Source organism: Methylobacterium oryzae (assembly GCF_036441375.1).
In the GTDB taxonomy this organism is placed as follows: domain Bacteria; phylum Pseudomonadota; class Alphaproteobacteria; order Rhizobiales; family Beijerinckiaceae; genus Methylobacterium; species Methylobacterium oryzae_A.
In genome coordinates this window covers 1-15,559 of record NZ_MLCA01000010.1, presented here as the reverse complement: position 1 = coordinate 15,559, position 15,559 = coordinate 1, and the positions used below count along the sequence as shown (strand labels likewise).

Below are 15,559 nucleotides of genomic sequence, written 5' to 3'. Positions count from 1 at the left end.
GAAATCCGGTCCGCAAGGTCCGGGCCGCTTCCGCCTACTCGACCACCTTCGGGACCAGGAAGTAATTGTCCTCGGTCTCGGGCGCGTTGGCGACGACGTCGGCGGCGCGGCCGCCTTCCGTGACGACGTCCTCGCGCTTCTTCATCGCCATCGGCGTCACAGAGGTCATCGGCTCGACGCCGGCGACGTCGACCGTGCCGAGCTGCTCGACGAAGGCCAGGATGGCGTTCAGCTCGCCCTGAAGGGGCCCGACTTCGTCGTCGGTGACCGCGATCCGCGCCAGATGCGCGATGCGCCGAACCGTCTTCTCGTCGACCGACATGCCGTCCCGTTCGTCCCTGCCCGGGAGCACTGTCCCGAAGTCGGTCGCGCTATAGCATCGGCTCTCGACGCGCCGCAACGCGGGTGGACGAACCGGCGCGTGTCTCGGCGCCGGCGCGCAGTGTTGCCGCCGGGCCCGGCGGGAGCCGGCGCCGACCGTCGGACGACGGGCTCCCGCGGGTGGATCAGGTCACGACGTGGTGGGGCGTCACCGACATCTCGATGGTGATTCCCGGTTGCCGGACCGGCTGGATCATGGCTTGGGTGAAGCCCGCGACCAGAATCTCGAAGGCGAGGAGCAGCATCCAGCGGTGCTTGCGCGGCATCGCCCGCCGGTGCCCCGACGGTGCGGAACTTGAGAGCTGGCCGTACGTCGACAAGGCGGGCTCCTGGAGCGCGGTTTAACGGAACATTAACCTACCTAGACGCGAACGGCTCCGCGCGCACCGGGGGTGATCTGCGGAGGAGCTGAAGTCTGTGGACGGTGGAGCGGGAGCGATGTGGGAGCAGGTTTTCGCGGATCTCGAGCCGGGATTTGTGCCGGAGGCGACCGCCCTCGACCGCGCGGCCGAGGCGCTGGGCTTCGCCCTTCCGGATTCCTATCGCGCCTTCTGCCGGACCTGCGGCGTCGGCCTGGCGGGGGGACAGTTCCGCATCGCTGTGCCGGCGCCGTACGAGGCCTGCGATCTGGTGACCCAGGCGGGTCTCATCGCGCACAGCGTCGGCGCCGCGGTCGCCATGCTGGAGGCGGGCGCGGAGCCGCACCGCTTCGACGTCGAGGACGGCGACGCGAGCGTCGTCGAGCGCGCGTGCTTCTTCGGCACCGGCGAGGACGGCAGCTTCCTGTTCTGGGACGTCTCCGGCACCGACGGGGAGTACGATGTCTGGCTGCTCGCGCCCGATCTCGAGACGGTGCGGTTCGGCGGCGAGAGCCTCGACGACTTCTTCACCCGGGTCACGGCGCCGTCCGCCGCCCTGGTCCTGGGACCGGGCGCGGAGCCCCTCCCCGCCCGATTCGAGGGCGTCACCGAGGCCATTCTGGCGCGCACCGCGCGGGCGGAGTCATGAATTTCGACGCGATCCGCGCCTTCGCGGCCGAGTCCCGCGGCGGCGCCCGACTGATCGGCATCGATCTCGGCACCAAGACGATCGGGCTCGCCCTGTCGGATCTCGGCCGCCAGATCGCGACGCCGCTGGAGACGATCCGCCGGGTGAAGTTCACCCCCGACGCGCAGCGGCTCGCCGCCCTGTGCCGGCAGCACGCGGTCGGCGGCCTCGTCGTCGGGCTGCCGCTCAACATGGACGGCAGCGAGGGGCCGCGGGTGCAGTCGACCCGCGCCTTCATGCGCAACCTCGCGCCGATCCTCCCCCTCCCCCACGTCTTCTTCGACGAGCGCCTCTCGACCGCCGTGGTCACCCGCGCACTGATCGAGGCCGATGCCTCGCGGGCGCGGCGCGGCGAGCTCGTCGACAAGCTCGCCGCCGCCTACATTCTCCAGGGCTGCCTCGACGTCATGCGCAACCTCGCCGACGCGGACGCCGATCCCGAGGACGAGTCCCTCAACGACTGACCAGCGAGACGCTGCCGCTGCCGTGACGCTCGATCCGCCCGTCGAGTTCGAGTTCCAGCAGCACGCTCTGCACGATCCGCGCGCCGACTCCGGCACTCCGCGCCAGCTCGTCGGTGCCTACGGGGCTCGGTCCGAGCAGGGCCACGATCCGCGCCCGGTCGTCCTGCGGCTCGGGCGGCGCGTCGTCGCCGGCCGGGCGCTCGGCAGCCGCGCAGGTGCGCCACTGCGGGACCGGGTCGAGCGCCGCGCCGTCCGCGTCGAGCGCGATCTCGTCCCAGAAATCCGGCTGCTCGGCGAGGTCCGGCCGCCCGCGCGCCGGTGCCGCCTCCGCGTCGGGGCCGCGCTCGATGATCGGGCCCAGCACCTCCAGCACGTGGGACACCTCGGCGACGAGGGTGGCGCCCTGGCGGATCAGGTCGTTGGTGCCCTCGGCGCGCGGGTCGAGCGGCGAGCCGGGAACCGCGAAGACCTCCCGGTTCTGCTCCAGGGCGTAGCGCGCCGTGATCAGCGAGCCGGAGCGGCGGGCGGCCTCGACCACGACGGTCCCGTAGGACAGGCCGGAGATGATCCTGTTGCGCCGGGGGAAGTCGCGGCCGCGGGGCTCCCAGCCCATGGGCATCTCGGCGAGGACGGCGCCGCCCTCCGCCAGGATCGCCTCGACCAGGGCGGCGTGGCTCGCCGGGTAGATCCGATCCTGGCCGCCGGCCATGACGGCGACCGTGCCGGTGCGCAGGCTGGCCCTGTGGGCCCGGGCGTCGATCCCCCGGGCGAGGCCGGAGACCACCGTCAGGCCGGCCTCGCCGAGGCCGCAGGCGAGCCGCTCGGTAAAGGCGAGCCTCGCCGACGAGGCGTTCCGCGAGCCGACGAGGGCGGCGGCGGGGCGGTTGAGGATCGGGGCGCCGCGCACCGCCAGGAGCGGCGGCGCCGCGTCGGCCTGCGTGAGGAGCCGGGGGTACTCCGCCTCGCCGGTGGCGACCAGCCGGCCGCCGAGACGAGTCAGGGCCGCCAGCTCGGCCTCGGCCTCACCGCGAGCGGGCGGCACCACCCGCCGCCCCTGGCGGCCGGTCAGGTCAGGCAGGGCCTCGAGGGCGGCGGCCGCGCCGCCGAACCGGTTCACGAGCCGCCGGAAGGTGCGCGGTCCGACGCCCTCGGTCCGGATCAGGCGCAGCCAGTCGAGCCGCTGGGCCTCGGTGAGCTGCATCCAACACCCCCACCCCTGCCCGAAGGTCGGCGCGGCGCGCCGGCGCTCAGCCCTTCTGGCCGATGCGCCCCTCGGTGCCGGACGCGAGTCGGCGGATGTTGGGCGCGTGCTTCCACCATAGCAGCAGGCCGAGGAGCAGGAACAGCAACGCCTGCGCCGGGGCGCCGAGCGCCCACAGGACCAGCGGCGTGGCGGCCGAGGCGGCGAGCGCCGCCAGCGACGAGTACTTGAGCGCGAAGGCGAGCCCGAGCCAGATCGCCGCGAACACGCCGAGCGCGGGCGGGCTGAAGGCGAGGAGCACGCCGATGAAGGTCGCGACGCCCTTGCCGCCCTTGAAGCCGAGCCAGACCGGGAAGAGGTGTCCGAGGAAGGCGCCGAGCCCCGCGGCGAGCGCCGGGCCCTCGCCCAGCTGGCGGGCGACGAGGACGGCCGCCGTCCCCTTGAGGGCGTCGCCGAGCAGGGTCGCCGCGGCGAGGCCCTTGCGGCCGGTCCGCAGCACGTTGGTGGCGCCGATATTGCCGGAGCCGATCGCCCGCACGTCGCCGAGGCCGGCGAATTTCGTCAGGATCAGCCCGAACGGGATCGAGCCCAGCGCGTAGCCCAGGGCGAGCGCCGCTAGCGCGGCCGGGGTCGCGAGATCCGGCGGCGTCATGCGGCGGCCGCGAGGTCGTCGACCGCGTGGACGATCCGGCCGCCGACCAGCGTCAGCACCGCCGCGCCCTGGAGGCGCGCCTCGTCGAAGGGGGAGTTCTTCGAGCGCGACTTCAGCCGGCGCTTGTCGAGGACGTAGGGCAGATCGGGATCGATCAGCACGAGGTCGGCGGGGGCGCCGACCGCCAGCCGTCCGGCCTCGCGGCCGAGGATCCGCGCCGGGTTCAGGGTGAGCGCGGCGACGAGCCTGGGCAGCGCGAGGTCGCCGGTGTGGACGAGGCGCATGGCGGCGCCGAGGAGCGTCTCGATGCCGAGCGCCCCGTCGGCCGCCTCGGCGAAGGGCAGGCGCTTGGTCTCCACGTCCTGCGGGTTGTGGTCGGACACGACCACGTCGATCACGCCCTCGCCGAGCGCCTGCACCACGGCTTGGCGATCGATCTCGTGGCGCAACGGCGGCGAGAGCCGGCAGAAGGTGCGGTAATGGCCGATGTCGTTCTCGTTGAGGACGAGGTTGTTCACCGAGACGCCGCAGGTCACCGGCAATCCGTCCTGCTTGGCCCGGCGGACGATCTCGACCGAATCGGCGCAGGAGATCATCGCCGCGTGGTAGCGGGCGCCGGTCAGCCGCACGAGGCGGATGTCGCGCTCCAGCATCACGGTCTCGGCCTCGCGCGGGATGCCCATCAGCCCGAGACGCGAGGCGAGCTCGCCCTCGTTCATCACGCCCTCGGCGACGAGGGCGGATTCCTCCACGTGCTGCACGATCAGCGCGTCGAAATCCCGGGCGTAGGTCAGGGCGCGGCGCAGAACCTGGGCGTTCGCCACCGACCGGAGGCCGTCCGTGAAGGCAACCGCGCCGGCCTCCTTGAGCAGGCCGAACTCGGTCATCTCCCGGCCGGCCAGCCCCTTGGTGATGGCGGCCGCCGGCAGGACGTTGACGCTCGCCGTGTCGCGGGCACGCCGGAGCACGAAATCGACGATGGCCGGCTCGTCGATCACCGGGTTGGTGTCGGGCATGCAGACGAGCGTCGTGACGCCGCCCGCGGCCGCCGCGGCGCTCGCCGAGGCCAGGGTCTCGCGGTGCTCGGCCCCCGGCTCGCCCACGAAGGCGCGCATGTCGATCAGCCCGGGGGTCAGGACGCGGCCGGCGCAGTCGACGCGCTTCGCGTCGGCCGGGGCGCCCGGCGCCGCGCCGGCGGCGATGTCGGCGATGCGGCCGTCCCGCACCAGCACCGCGCCGGCCGTCTCGCGGCCAGTCGCGGGGTCGAGGAGGTTGGCGTTGGCCAGAAGGTAGCTGCTCACAGGGGCGTCCTCGCGGAAGAGGCCGGGCCGTCTAGGCGCATGGCGAGGCCGGCCGCCGCCATGTGCGCCTTCGCCTCGGCGACGCTCGCCTGCCCGAAATGGAAGATCGAGGCGGCCAGCACGGCGCTGGCGCCGCCCTCGGCCACGCCGGCCACGAGGTCGTCCAGGCCGCCGACGCCGCCCGAGGCGATCACCGGTACCGTGACGGCGTCGCTGATCGCCCGCGTCAGGGCGAGGTCGTAGCCGGAGCGTGTCCCGTCCTTGTCCATGGACGTGACGAGCAGCTCGCCCGCGCCCTTCCCGGCCACCAGCCGCGCGAAGGCCACGGCGTCGATCCCGGTCGGGTCGCGGCCGCCGTGGGTGAAGATCTCCCAGGCGCCCGGCGCGCCGGGGGACGAGACGCGCTTGGCGTCGATCGCCACCACGATGCACTGCGCGCCGAACTTCTCGGCGGCCCGGGCCACGAGGTCGGGATCCTTCACGGCCGCGGTGTTGATCGCGACCTTGTCGGCGCCGGCGAGCAGCAGCGCGCGCACGTCCTCGACGGTGCGGACGCCGCCGCCGACGGTGAGCGGCATGAAGCAGGCCTCGGCGGTCCGGCTGACGATGTCGAGCAGGGTGCCGCGGGCCTCGCGGCTCGCGGTGATGTCGAGGAAGCACAGCTCGTCGGCGCCGGCCGCGTCGTAGACCTTGGCGGCCTCGACGGGATCGCCGGCGTCGCGCAGGCCCTCGAAGCGCACGCCCTTCACGACGCGCCCGTCCTTCACGTCGAGGCAGGGGATGATGCGGGTCTTGAGCAAGTTCGACTCTTCAGTCTGACGTGTCTTCAGGGTCCGCTGAGAAGGGCCGCGTCAGCAGCTCCTCGCGCGTGTACGGACATTCCTTCGGGAAGATCTTCAGCGGAAGTCCTGTCTCCGCCGACGCCTCTTCCCGTGCGTCACGGTAGGCGCGCGCCAGAGCCTGCGCCAACTTGCTCTGAAGTCCAGGATTGTCCTCAAGCACGTCCGCCGCCCGGTTGCGATGGGTGCGAATCGAGACAGTCCAGCTGCGGCTCCGACGCTCCGGCTGATAGTCGAACTTCAGCATGTGAAGCATGACGACCCGCCAGAGACTGACGAGACTGTCGTACTGGCTCTTCCCCAAGCTCTCGATCTCCTCCGCGAGGTTCTCGCGATCCAGGCCCGAGAGGTCGCCCGACCGCAGGCGCGCGCTCTGCTCCTGGGTCCAGGTGTAGAAATCGTCCGCGTAGGCCGTTCCGGCCGGGGCCGGCCGGGTCTTCAACGCCGTCATCGAAGCCTCCCGCCTCGGTGCCTCAACGGCAGCTGGTCTATCACGAAGCCGGGCCGCGCGCCGCACCGATCGCGGCCAGGGCCGCCTCCGGATCGATGCGGCCGTCGTAGAGCGCCCGGCCCGTGATCGCGCCGGCGATCAGGGCGCAGTCCGGCTGCAGCAGGCGGTGGACGTCGTCGATCGAGGCGAGGCCGCCCGACGCGATCACCGGGATGCGCACGGCCTGGGCGAGCGCCAGGGTCATCTCGACGTTGAGGCCCTTCAGGATCCCGTCCCGGGCGATGTCGGTGTAGATGATCGCCGCGACGCCCGCGTCCTCGAACCGGCGCCCCAGCTCTTCCGCGGTCATGCTGGAGGTCTGGGCCCAGCCCTCGACGGCGACGCGGCCGTCCTTGGCGTCGATCCCGACGGCGATCTTGCGGGGATACTTGCGGGCGGCCTCCCGGACGAAGCCGGGGTCGCGCACCGCCGCGGTGCCGATGATCGCCCGGGCGACGCCCTTGCTCAGCCAGCCCTCCAGGGTCTTCATCTCGCGGATGCCGCCGCCGAGCTGGACCGGGATCGTCACCCGCGCGAGGATGGCGTCGACGGCCTCCGCGTTCCGCGGCGCGCCCGCGAAGGCGCCGTCGAGATCGACCACGTGCAGCCAGGGGAAGCCCTGCGCCTCGAAGATCGCGGCCTGGGCGGCCGGATCGTCGCCGAAGACCTTGGCCTGCGCCATGTCCCCCTGGATCAGGCGGACGCACCGCCCCTCTTTCAGGTCGATCGCCGGGTACAGGATCACGGGCGCTTCCGTCCTTCTTGCCTGGGCCGAACGGCGCTCACGGGCGCCAGTTCAGGAAGTTGGCGATGAGCGCGAGGCCCAGCCGCTGGCTCTTCTCGGGGTGGAACTGCGTGCCGGCGACGTTGCCGCGGGCGACGAGGGCGGTGACCGGGCCGCCGTACTCGGCGCGCGCCACGACATCGTCCGGGCGCTCCGCGTTCAGCGCGTAGCTGTGCACGAAGTAGGCGTGCAGCCCGTCCTCGCCGGTGGGGATGCCGGCGAGCAGCGGGTGGTCGCGCTCGGTCCGCAGGGTGTTCCAGCCCATGTGGGGGACCTTGAGGGTCGGGTCCGACGGCCGGATCGGACCGACATCGCCGGGGATCCAGCCGAGCCCCGGCGTAGTCGTGTATTCGAGGCCGCGGCTGGCCAGGAGTTGCATCCCCACGCAGATCCCGAGGAACGGGCGCCCGGCCCCGTGGGCGACCTGCGTCATCGCCTCGACCATGCCGGGGACGGCATCGAGCCCGCGGCGGCAATCAGCGAAGGCGCCGACGCCGGGCAGCACGACCCGGTCGGCGGCGGCCACCACCTTCGGGTCCGAGGTCAGGCAGATCCGCGCGTCGGAACCGCCCTCGCGGGCGGCGCGCTCGAAGGCCTTGGCGGCGGAATGGAGGTTGCCCGACCCGTAATCGATGATCGCGACGGTCTCGGTGCTCATGCGCGTCTCGCCCGGGAACTCACCGAGCGCCTTCCTGGGCGGGGAACAGCCCGATCACCGGCTCGGCCCGCCGGCTGGGGCCGCTCGGGAACGGGGCCCGGGGGGCGCTCGGGACAGCCTCGATCCAGCGGTTCAGCGCCCGGGCCTCGGCCTCCTCGGGCGTCGCGGCGACCACCGCGTCGCGCGCCGGCCAGCCGCGCCGCGCCAGGGTCCAGCGGCGCAGGCTCGACGCTTCGAGGCCGATCAGCCAGGCGGCCAGCAGGGTGACGATCAGCCCGGCGCCGGCCGGCAGCCCGAGGGCGATGCCGGCCGCGGCCAGAGCCACGAGGCCGACGAGCACGAGCAGGGCGGCGAGCCAGAGGCGGTGAAACAGGAACCACAGCACCGTGAAGGCGAAGGCCGGCCACGAGAAGCCGTCCCGCACCAGCAGCGCCCGGTCGAGCCCGACCGACTCGCCCGGCCGTGCGTCGTCTGGCAGGTGGAGCGTGTAGCTGCGCATCCGCATCGCGAAACTCCGACAGCGTGCGCCGCGACGGCCGCGTGGCCGATCCGGGCGCCCGACGACAACAGGTCTACAGGGAGCCCTTGGTGGAGGGAACGCGCCCCTCTTCCCGCGGATCGATCGCCACGGCCTTCCGCAAGGCGCGCGCCAGCCCCTTGTAGCAGCTCTCCGCGATGTGGTGGGCGTTGTCGCCGTAGAGGGTCTCGACGTGGAGGGTCAGTCCGGCGTTCATCGCGAAGGCCTGGAACCACTCGCGCACCAGCTCGGTGTCGAAGGTCCCGATCTTCTCCACCCGGAAGACGGTGCGGAACACCAGGAAGGGCCGGCCCGAGATGTCGACGCAGACTCGGGTCAGCGCCTCGTCCATCGGCAGGTGGATGTCGGCGTAGCGTGTGACCCCGCGCTTGTCGCCGAGCGCTTTCGCGAAGGCCTGGCCCAGGGCGATGCCGCAATCCTCGGCCGAGTGGTGCTGGTCGATATGCAGGTCGCCGTCGACCTTCACGTCTAGGTCGAACAGGGCGTGCCGCGCCAGCAGGTCCAGCATGTGGTCGAGGAAACCGATGCCGGTGGCGATCGTGGATCGCCCGGTCCCGTCGAGATTGACGGTGACCGCGATATCGGTCTCCGCGGTCTTTCGGCTGATGGAGGCGCTGCGCATTTCGGTCTGGACTTCGCGTCGGGGGCGGCCGCGGCCGCCCGCGCCTTCTAGAGGGACTCGTCGCGGAATGGAAAGGGCGGCGGATTACCCGTTGAGCACCCGCCCCGCCACCGCGTCGAGCTTGGCGAGCAGCGCCGGATCCCGGACGGCGGGCGCCGTCATGATCGCGCCGTCGAGCGCGCGGTGCGAGCCCGCCGGGCACGGCTCGCGCACGGCCGGGAAGTCGCGGGCCAGACGTGCGACGAGCCGCGCCGCCTTCTCGGCGTTGGCCCGGGCGACCGCGATCACCGAGGCGACGTCGACGGCGTCGTGACCGGGGTGCCAGCAATCGTAGTCGGTCACCATCGCGATCGTCGCGTAGGTGATCTCCGCCTCCCGGGCCAGCTTGGCCTCCGGCATGTTGGTCATGCCGATCACGTCGAAGCCCTGGGCCTTGTAGGCGCGGGATTCGGCGAGCGACGAGAATTGCGGCCCCTCCATGCAGACATAAGTGCCGCCGCGATGGACCGCGATGTCCTCGGCCTTCGCGGCGACGGCGATCCGCGCCTGTAGTCCGGGGCCCACGGGGTGGGCGAGGGAGACGTGGGCGACGCAGCCGTCGCCGAAGAACGAGGAGGCGCGCCCGAGCGTGCGGTCGACGAGCTGGTCGACGAGCACGAAGAGGCCCGGGGGCAGATCCTCGCGGAACGAGCCGCAGGCCGAGAGCGCGACGAGGTCGGTGACCCCGGCCCGCTTCAGGGCGTCGATGTTGGCGCGGTAGTTGATGCCCGACGGGGAGAGCCGGTGCCCGCGGCCGTGGCGGGCCAGGAACACGATCTTGGTGTCGCCGATCCGGCCGATGCGCAGGGCGTCCGAGGGCTCGCCCCAGGGGGAGGCCACGCGCTCCTCGCGCACGTCCTCGAGCCCTGGCAGGTCGTAGACGCCGGAGCCACCCATGACACCCAGTACCGCTGCGCTCATGCCGGAATCCCTCAACGCGCGACGCCTCGGCAGCGCGGCCTGTCCCACCCGACACCTCATACTGAGGTGCCGGAGCCATGTGGAGGCCTCGAAGGAGACCTCCGGAAGCCGCTTTGATCCCTGGAACCCTCCTTCGGGGCCCGCTGACGCGGTCACCTCAGGATGAGGTGGTGCAGGGGACGGGCGGTGTCGGAAGGAGGACCGTCGCGGCGGCCGAGCGGTAGCATGGAGAGCCGACCAAAAAAAAGATGGACCTCCCGAGGGAGGCCCATCCGAACAGCGAACCGATCCGGCCCGCCTCAGTAGGTCTTGTGCAGCTCCGGCTGGAGGCCGTGGACCTCGCCGCCGACATCGGCCCAGACCTTCTTCTTCACGTAGTAGAGCAGGCCCGAGAGGATGATCAGGAACAGGATCACCCGGAAGCCCAGGGCCTTGCGGTCCATCATGTGCGGCTCGGCCGCCCACATCAGGAAGGCCGAGACGTCCTTGCCGTACTGATCGATTGTCTCGGGGACGACCGGCTGGCCCTGATCGTTCTTCGGGTAGGAGACCTGCCCGTCGGTGATCGGCGGCGGCATCGCGATGATGTGGCCGGGATAGTACTTGTTGTAGTGGCCGCCCTCCGGCACCGCGAAATCCTCAGGCGCCTCCTCGTAGCCGTTCAGCAGGGCGTGGATGTAGTCCGGCCCCTGCTCCGAGTAGCCGACGAACGGCAGCCAGTCGGTCAGGAAGTACAGCGAGCCCCGGGAGAAGGTGCGCGCCTTGGCGATGACCGAGAAGTCCGGCGGGGCCTTGCCGCCGTTGGCCGCGGCCGCCGCCTGATCGTTCGGGAAAGGCGGCGGGAAGGTGTCGGCCGGACGGCCGGGCCGCTCGAACATGTCGCCGGAATCGTTCGGCCCGTCCTTCACCTGGTAGGTCGCCGCGAGGGCCTTCACCTGAGCGGCCGAGAAGTCCGGACCGCCCTCCTGCGCGAGGTTGCGGAACGAGACCAGCTTCATCGAGTGGCAGGCTGAGCAGACCTCCTTGTAGACCTGGAAGCCGCGCTGCAGCTGCGCGGTGTCGAAGCGGCCGAACACGCCGGCGAAGCTCCAGTTCACGCGGGCCGGGATCGGCCCGCCATGCCCTTCCTGGGCGGAGACCGGCACGGCGCCGATCAGCAGGGCCGCCAGGGCGGCCGCGGCGGTCGTCGAGAGGACGCGGGTCATCATCATGGTCCTGTCGTCAGCCCGTCAGCCTTTGGTGGTCGGAGCGGCGGCGGCGCCGGCCGGCATGCCGGATCCGCTCACCTGCTTGCCCGGCCCGGTCACGCTCTCGAGGATCGAGCCCGGCAGCTTCTTCGGCGTCTCGAACAGGCCGCAGAGCGGCATGACGATCAGGAAGTGCGCGAAGTAGTAGGCGGTGCAGACCTGCGCGGCGAGCACGTAGCCGCCCTCCGGGGGCTGCGAGCCGAGCCAGCCGAGCAGCAGCGTGGCGCCGACGAAGACCCAGAAGAACTGCCGGTACAGCGGCCGGTAGTTGCACGAGCGGATCCGCGACGTGTCGAGCCACGGCGCGAAGGCCAGGATGATCACCGCAGAGAACATCAGGATGACGCCGCCGAGCTTGCTCGGGACCGCGCGCAGGATCGCGTAGAACGGGAGGAAGTACCATTCCGGCACGATGTGGGCGGGCGTCACCGCCGGGTTCGCCTGGATGTAGTTGTCGGCGTGGCCGAGATAGTTCGGCTGGTAGAACAGGAACCAGGAGAACAGGATCATGAACACGCAGACCGCGAACACATCCTTGATCGTCGCGTAGGGGGTGAACGGCACCGCGTCCTTGCCCGACTTGATCGGGATGCCGACGGGGTTGTTCTGGCCGGTGACGTGCAGCGCCCAGACGTGCAGCACGACGACGCCGGCGATCATCCACGGCAGCAGGTAGTGCAGCGAGAAGAAGCGATTCACCGTCGGGTTGCCGACCGAGTAGCCGCCCCAGAGCAGGGTCTGGATCGTGTCGCCGACCACCGGGATCGCCGCCAGGATGTTGGTGATGACGGTGGCGCCCCAGAAGCTCATCTGACCCCAGGGCAGCGTGTAGCCGAGGAAGGCGGTCGCCATCATCAGCAGGTAGATCACGACACCGAGGATGTAGAGCACCTCGCGCGGGGCCTTGTAGGACCCGTAATAGAGGTTGCGGAACATGTGCAGGTACACGGCGACGAAGAACATCGACGCGCCGTTGGCGTGCGCGTAGCGCAGCAGCCAGCCGTAATTCACGTCGCGCATGATCTTCTCGACGGAGGTGAAGGCACCCGTCGCCGAGGGCTCGTAGTGCATCGCCAGCCAGACGCCGGTGACGATCTGGATGCCCAGGAAAGCGATCAGGATCGCCCCGAAGGTCCAGAAATAGTTGAGGTTCCGCGGGACCGGGAAGGCCACGAACGAGGAGTGCACCAGCCCAACGATGGGCAGGCGCGCCTCGAACCATTTGGCCACGCGGCTCTTGGGGACGTAGGTGCTGGCCGTTCCGCTCATGCTTCCGTCCTCCTCAGGCCGCTTCCTTGCCGCCCTCGCCGATCCGGATCTTGGAATCCGTCTCGAAGGCGTAGGGCGGGATGGGCAGGTTGATGGGCGCCGGCCCGTGGCGCACGCGGCCCACCGCGTCGAATTGCGAGCCGTGGCACGGGCAGGCCCAGCCCTCGAAATTGCCCTGGTGGCCGATCGGCACGCAGCCGAGATGCGTGCAGTTGCCGTAGACGACGAGCCACTGGTCGTGGCCGTTCTTGACCCGCGTCGTGAAGGCGGCCGGGTCGATCATCGCCGAGAGCGGGACCGCCTTCATGTCGGTCACTTCCTTGGCGGTCAGCTTGCGCACGAAGATCAGCTTGCCGCGCCAGAAGACGTTGACGATCTGGCCGTCCTGGATCGGCGTCAGGTCGACCTCGATCGGCGCGCCCGCCGCGATCGTGTCGGCGTCCGGCGCCATGGAGGAGATCAGCGGCCAGACCGCGGCCGCGGCCCCGACCGCGAGCCCGGCGCCCGTCGCCAGGAACAGGAAGTCACGGCGGCTTCCCTCATGACCAGAGGCCGCGGGAGCGGCGGCTGATGTGTTCGCCAAGGTTCGGAACTCCATGCGTCGGCGTCAGGGCCGCAGGTGCCCTCGTCCCGGCTCAGTCCGGGAACAAAGCATTATGGTTCTAATCTGAGCAATGAGACCGTCTGCCGCCCCCGAGTCAAGCCGCTGTGTGCGGCGCGGCAATAAGGTCGGGGGCGGATCGTAGCGGTATGTTGCCAGCTACCACGCCAGGTTGCCGATCAGGCGACGGCGCTGTCGTACCGGGCCGTCCCGTCGTCCAGAAATCCGCCGGACTGGCGCGACCACAGGCCGGCATAGACGCCGCCGGCGGCGACCAGCTCGGCATGCGTCCCCACCTCGATGATCCGGCCACGATCGATCACGACCAGCCGGTCGAGGGCCGCGATGGTCGACAGGCGGTGCGCGATCGCCAGCACGGTCTTCCCGGCCATCAGCGTGTCGAGCGATTCCTGGATCGCCGCCTCGACCTGGCTGTCGAGGGCCGAGGTCGCCTCGTCGAGAATCAGGATCGGGGCGTCCTTCAGCATGACGCGGGCGATGGCGATGCGCTGGCGCTGCCCGCCGGACAGCTTGACGCCCCGCTCGCCCACCTGGGCGTCGTAGCCGCGCCGCCCCTTGTGGTCGACGAGATCGGCGATGAACGCGTCGGCATGCGCGAGCCGGGCGGCGCGCTCGATCTCGGCCTGTGTGGCGCCGGGGCGGCCGTAGGCGATGTTGTCGCGGATGGAGCGGTGCAGCAGCGAGGTGTCCTGGCTGACCATCGCGATGGCCTCGCGCAAGGATTGCTGGGTCACCGTCGCGATGTCCTGGCCGTCCACCAGGATGCGCCCGCTCTCGACGTCGTAGAGGCGCAGGAGCAGGCCCGCCAGGGTCGACTTGCCCGCTCCGCTGACGCCGACCAGCCCGACCTTCTCGCCCGGCCGGATCGTCAGGGAGAAATCCTCGATCACGGTGGCGTCGCCGCGGCCGTAGTGGAACCCGACCTCCTCGAAGCGGATCTCGCCGCCGGTGACCACCAGGGTCTTCGCGTCCGGCGCGTCGACCAGGGCGTGGGGCCGCGCCATCGTCTGCATGCTCTCCTGGACCACGCCGACATTCTCGAAGACGCCGCGCACGGTCTGCATGACCCAGCCCGACATGGCGATGAGGCGCAGCACGAGGGCAAGGCCCGCCGAGGCCTCACCCGTCGTCATGCCGCCGCCGCGCCAGAGCACCAGGCAGGCGGCGCCGGTGGCGATCAGGAGCGCGCTGTTGAGCAGGCCGAGGAGGCTGGTGGTCAGGGTCACCAGCCGAAACTGGTGGAGGTAGGCGGCCGTATGGACCTCCACGGCGTCCTGCACCGCGGCCCGCTCCTCGCGGTCGCGGGCGAAGAGCTTCACCGTCAGGATGTTGGTGTAGCTGTCGACGATGCGGCCGATGAGCGTCGAGCGGGTGTCGGCGGTCTTGTGCGAGCGCGAACGGGCTCGGGGCACGAACCACGCCGTCAGGGCCGCGTAGGCGGCGATCCACAGCAGCACCGGGACGGCGAGCCACGGCGAGATCGCGCTGAACAGCCCGACCGCGGTGATCGCGTAGATCGCCACGTAGAGCAGCGTGTCGATGAAGACGACGGCGAGTTCCCGCACCGCCGGACCCACCTGGACGACGCGGTTGGCGAGACGACCCGAGAAGTCGCCCTGGAAGTACGAGAGCGCGTGCCCGAGGGTGTAGAGATGCGCCCGCCAGCGGATCTGGCTGGTGGATTGCGGCACGACGAGCTGGTTGGACAGCACCTCGTGGGCCCAGATCGACAGCGGCCGCACTACGGCGACGAGGAGGATCACGAGGCCGAGCTCGACCGCGTGGTCCGACAGCACCGTCGCCCGGTCGGCCGAGCCGAGCAGGTCGATGAACCAGCGCATGACGAGGTAGAGCGAGGCCTCGACCGTGCCGGCGATCACCGCGATGACGAACAGCGCCGCCAGGGGGGCGCGGATCGGCTGCAGGTAGAACCAGGCGAAACCGAGAACTGACCGCGGCGGCATCCGCGCTTCGTCGAAGGGCGCGAAGGGATCGACGCGGCGCTCAAGCCAATCAAGGAACATATCTGGGAGGGCGTGACGCGGCGGGAGCCCCTCATGTAAGCGCCTCCCGCCGGGTGCCAACCGTGCGGCGTGGTCGCGCCGCGCGACCTCAGCGGTTCAGTGCGAGTGCGGCCCCGGACTTGGTCAGCGCGCCTTCCAGGCCGCCACCGCCCTGGCGCAGCCGCGCCGCCACCGAGCCGCCCGGCTGGTAGAGGTAGACCTCGCCGTCGCGGAAATCCCAAGCCGAGACCCGGGCCAGATCCTTGTTGGCGCAGCCCGAGGCCGTCGCCCGGTAGAGGTCGAGGGCCGGCGTGCTCGAGAGCGTGACCTTGCAGTTCGCCCCGGTGGCGTCCCGGGCATCCCAGCTTCCGACCACCGAGGAGCGGCCGCCCGTGGCGACCGGCGGCGGCGGCGCCGGCGGGGCGACCGGCTCGGCGATCACCGTCGGACCACCGGCGGGCGGCACGGCCGCCTGGGCGCC

At 71.3% G+C, this 15,559-nt stretch carries 19 protein-coding genes; 2 read left to right on the top strand and 17 right to left on the bottom strand.

The window, feature by feature from the left end; genetic code table 11:
• Positions 1-34: 34 nt before the first annotated feature.
• Positions 35-322 (bottom strand): Asp-tRNA(Asn)/Glu-tRNA(Gln) amidotransferase subunit GatC, encoded by a 288-nt coding sequence (gatC, locus tag MOTC310_RS18340; protein ID WP_012317485.1) that lies wholly within the window; start codon positions 320-322, stop codon positions 35-37.
• A 184-nt stretch (positions 323-506) separates the two neighbouring features.
• On the bottom strand, positions 507-701 hold the full coding sequence (locus tag MOTC310_RS18335) for a hypothetical protein (protein ID WP_331290263.1): 195 nt from the start codon (positions 699-701) through the stop codon (positions 507-509).
• A 118-nt stretch (positions 702-819) separates the two neighbouring features.
• Between MOTC310_RS18335 and MOTC310_RS18330 the strand changes: the two genes are divergently transcribed.
• Positions 820-1,389 (top strand): SMI1/KNR4 family protein, encoded by a 570-nt coding sequence (locus tag MOTC310_RS18330; protein ID WP_331302840.1) that lies wholly within the window; start codon positions 820-822, stop codon positions 1,387-1,389.
• Entirely contained in the window at positions 1,386-1,892 is a 507-nt protein-coding gene (ruvX, locus tag MOTC310_RS18325; protein ID WP_331302839.1) for a Holliday junction resolvase RuvX, read from the top strand. Before MOTC310_RS18330 ends, ruvX begins: the two co-directional genes overlap by 4 nt.
• Here ruvX and dprA read toward each other — a convergent pair.
• From dprA to MOTC310_RS18250, 15 genes are all read right to left on the bottom strand, one after another.
• The gene (gene dprA, locus MOTC310_RS18320; RefSeq protein WP_331302838.1) at positions 1,882-3,093 is read right to left on the bottom strand and encodes a DNA-processing protein DprA; all 1,212 of its coding nucleotides are present in this window, start codon (positions 3,091-3,093) and stop codon (positions 1,882-1,884) included. The genes ruvX and dprA overlap by 11 nt on opposite strands.
• A 46-nt stretch (positions 3,094-3,139) precedes the next feature.
• On the bottom strand, positions 3,140-3,745 hold the full coding sequence (plsY, locus tag MOTC310_RS18315) for a glycerol-3-phosphate 1-O-acyltransferase PlsY (protein WP_331290266.1): 606 nt from the start codon (positions 3,743-3,745) through the stop codon (positions 3,140-3,142).
• Positions 3,742-5,046, bottom strand: a complete 1,305-nt coding sequence (locus tag MOTC310_RS18310; RefSeq protein WP_331302837.1) for a dihydroorotase — start codon at positions 5,044-5,046, stop codon at positions 3,742-3,744. The genes plsY and MOTC310_RS18310 overlap by 4 nt, the downstream gene beginning before the upstream one ends.
• On the bottom strand, positions 5,043-5,846 hold the full coding sequence (hisF, locus tag MOTC310_RS18305) for an imidazole glycerol phosphate synthase subunit HisF (protein ID WP_331302836.1): 804 nt from the start codon (positions 5,844-5,846) through the stop codon (positions 5,043-5,045). Before hisF ends, MOTC310_RS18310 begins: the two co-directional genes overlap by 4 nt.
• 10 nt (positions 5,847-5,856) lie before the next feature.
• A complete protein-coding gene (locus MOTC310_RS18300; protein WP_331302835.1) occupies positions 5,857-6,336 on the bottom strand; it encodes a DUF29 domain-containing protein in 480 nt (159 codons plus the stop codon).
• 40 nt (positions 6,337-6,376) lie between these two features.
• Positions 6,377-7,120, bottom strand: coding sequence for a 1-(5-phosphoribosyl)-5-[(5-phosphoribosylamino)methylideneamino]imidazole-4-carboxamide isomerase (gene hisA, locus MOTC310_RS18295; RefSeq protein ID WP_331302834.1), 744 nt, complete (start codon positions 7,118-7,120; stop codon positions 6,377-6,379).
• Between the two features lie 37 nt (positions 7,121-7,157).
• Complete coding sequence (gene hisH, locus MOTC310_RS18290) at positions 7,158-7,817, bottom strand: imidazole glycerol phosphate synthase subunit HisH (RefSeq protein WP_331302833.1); 660 nt, start codon at positions 7,815-7,817, stop codon at positions 7,158-7,160.
• A gap of 19 nt (positions 7,818-7,836) precedes the next feature.
• Positions 7,837-8,316, bottom strand: a complete 480-nt coding sequence (locus MOTC310_RS18285; RefSeq protein ID WP_419539154.1) for a DUF2628 domain-containing protein — start codon at positions 8,314-8,316, stop codon at positions 7,837-7,839.
• 73 nt (positions 8,317-8,389) lie between these two features.
• On the bottom strand, positions 8,390-8,977 hold the full coding sequence (hisB, locus tag MOTC310_RS18280; protein ID WP_331302832.1) for an imidazoleglycerol-phosphate dehydratase HisB: 588 nt from the start codon (positions 8,975-8,977) through the stop codon (positions 8,390-8,392).
• A gap of 84 nt (positions 8,978-9,061) precedes the next feature.
• A complete protein-coding gene (locus MOTC310_RS18275) occupies positions 9,062-9,937 on the bottom strand; it encodes an S-methyl-5'-thioadenosine phosphorylase (RefSeq protein ID WP_331302831.1) in 876 nt (291 codons plus the stop codon).
• A gap of 299 nt (positions 9,938-10,236) precedes the next feature.
• Positions 10,237-11,148, bottom strand: a complete 912-nt coding sequence (locus MOTC310_RS18270; protein WP_331302830.1) for a cytochrome c1 — start codon at positions 11,146-11,148, stop codon at positions 10,237-10,239.
• An 18-nt stretch (positions 11,149-11,166) separates the two neighbouring features.
• On the bottom strand, positions 11,167-12,453 hold the full coding sequence (locus MOTC310_RS18265) for a cytochrome b (RefSeq protein ID WP_331302829.1): 1,287 nt from the start codon (positions 12,451-12,453) through the stop codon (positions 11,167-11,169).
• 13 nt (positions 12,454-12,466) lie between these two features.
• Positions 12,467-13,051: a ubiquinol-cytochrome c reductase iron-sulfur subunit gene (petA, locus tag MOTC310_RS18260; RefSeq protein ID WP_331302828.1), complete on the bottom strand. Its 585-nt coding sequence runs from the start codon at positions 13,049-13,051 to the stop codon at positions 12,467-12,469.
• Positions 13,052-13,233: 182 nt separating this feature from the next.
• The gene (locus MOTC310_RS18255; RefSeq protein ID WP_331302827.1) at positions 13,234-15,099 is read right to left on the bottom strand and encodes an ABC transporter ATP-binding protein; all 1,866 of its coding nucleotides are present in this window, start codon (positions 15,097-15,099) and stop codon (positions 13,234-13,236) included.
• Positions 15,100-15,187: 88 nt separating this feature from the next.
• The coding region (locus MOTC310_RS18250; protein ID WP_331302826.1) for an AprI/Inh family metalloprotease inhibitor at positions 15,188-15,559 on the bottom strand (372 nt) is incomplete at its 5' end.

Coding starts and splice junctions, on each gene's coding strand:
- plsY (WP_331290266.1), bottom strand. CDS start 3,745: ATGACGCCGCCGGATCTCGCGACCCCGGCCGCGCTAGCGGCGCTCGCC.
- hisH (WP_331302833.1), bottom strand. CDS start 7,817: ATGAGCACCGAGACCGTCGCGATCATCGATTACGGGTCGGGCAACCTC.
- MOTC310_RS18265 (WP_331302829.1), bottom strand. CDS start 12,453: ATGAGCGGAACGGCCAGCACCTACGTCCCCAAGAGCCGCGTGGCCAAA.
- MOTC310_RS18330 (WP_331302840.1), top strand. CDS start 820: ATGTGGGAGCAGGTTTTCGCGGATCTCGAGCCGGGATTTGTGCCGGAG.
- ruvX (WP_331302839.1), top strand. CDS start 1,386: ATGAATTTCGACGCGATCCGCGCCTTCGCGGCCGAGTCCCGCGGCGGC.
- hisB (WP_331302832.1), bottom strand. CDS start 8,977: ATGCGCAGCGCCTCCATCAGCCGAAAGACCGCGGAGACCGATATCGCG.
- MOTC310_RS18275 (WP_331302831.1), bottom strand. CDS start 9,937: ATGAGCGCAGCGGTACTGGGTGTCATGGGTGGCTCCGGCGTCTACGAC.
- dprA (WP_331302838.1), bottom strand. CDS start 3,093: ATGCAGCTCACCGAGGCCCAGCGGCTCGACTGGCTGCGCCTGATCCGG.
- MOTC310_RS18300 (WP_331302835.1), bottom strand. CDS start 6,336: ATGACGGCGTTGAAGACCCGGCCGGCCCCGGCCGGAACGGCCTACGCG.
- petA (WP_331302828.1), bottom strand. CDS start 13,051: ATGGAGTTCCGAACCTTGGCGAACACATCAGCCGCCGCTCCCGCGGCC.
- gatC (WP_012317485.1), bottom strand. CDS start 322: ATGTCGGTCGACGAGAAGACGGTTCGGCGCATCGCGCATCTGGCGCGG.
- MOTC310_RS18285 (WP_419539154.1), bottom strand. CDS start 8,316: ATGCGCAGCTACACGCTCCACCTGCCAGACGACGCACGGCCGGGCGAG.
- MOTC310_RS18270 (WP_331302830.1), bottom strand. CDS start 11,148: ATGATGATGACCCGCGTCCTCTCGACGACCGCCGCGGCCGCCCTGGCG.
- MOTC310_RS18255 (WP_331302827.1), bottom strand. CDS start 15,099: ATGTTCCTTGATTGGCTTGAGCGCCGCGTCGATCCCTTCGCGCCCTTC.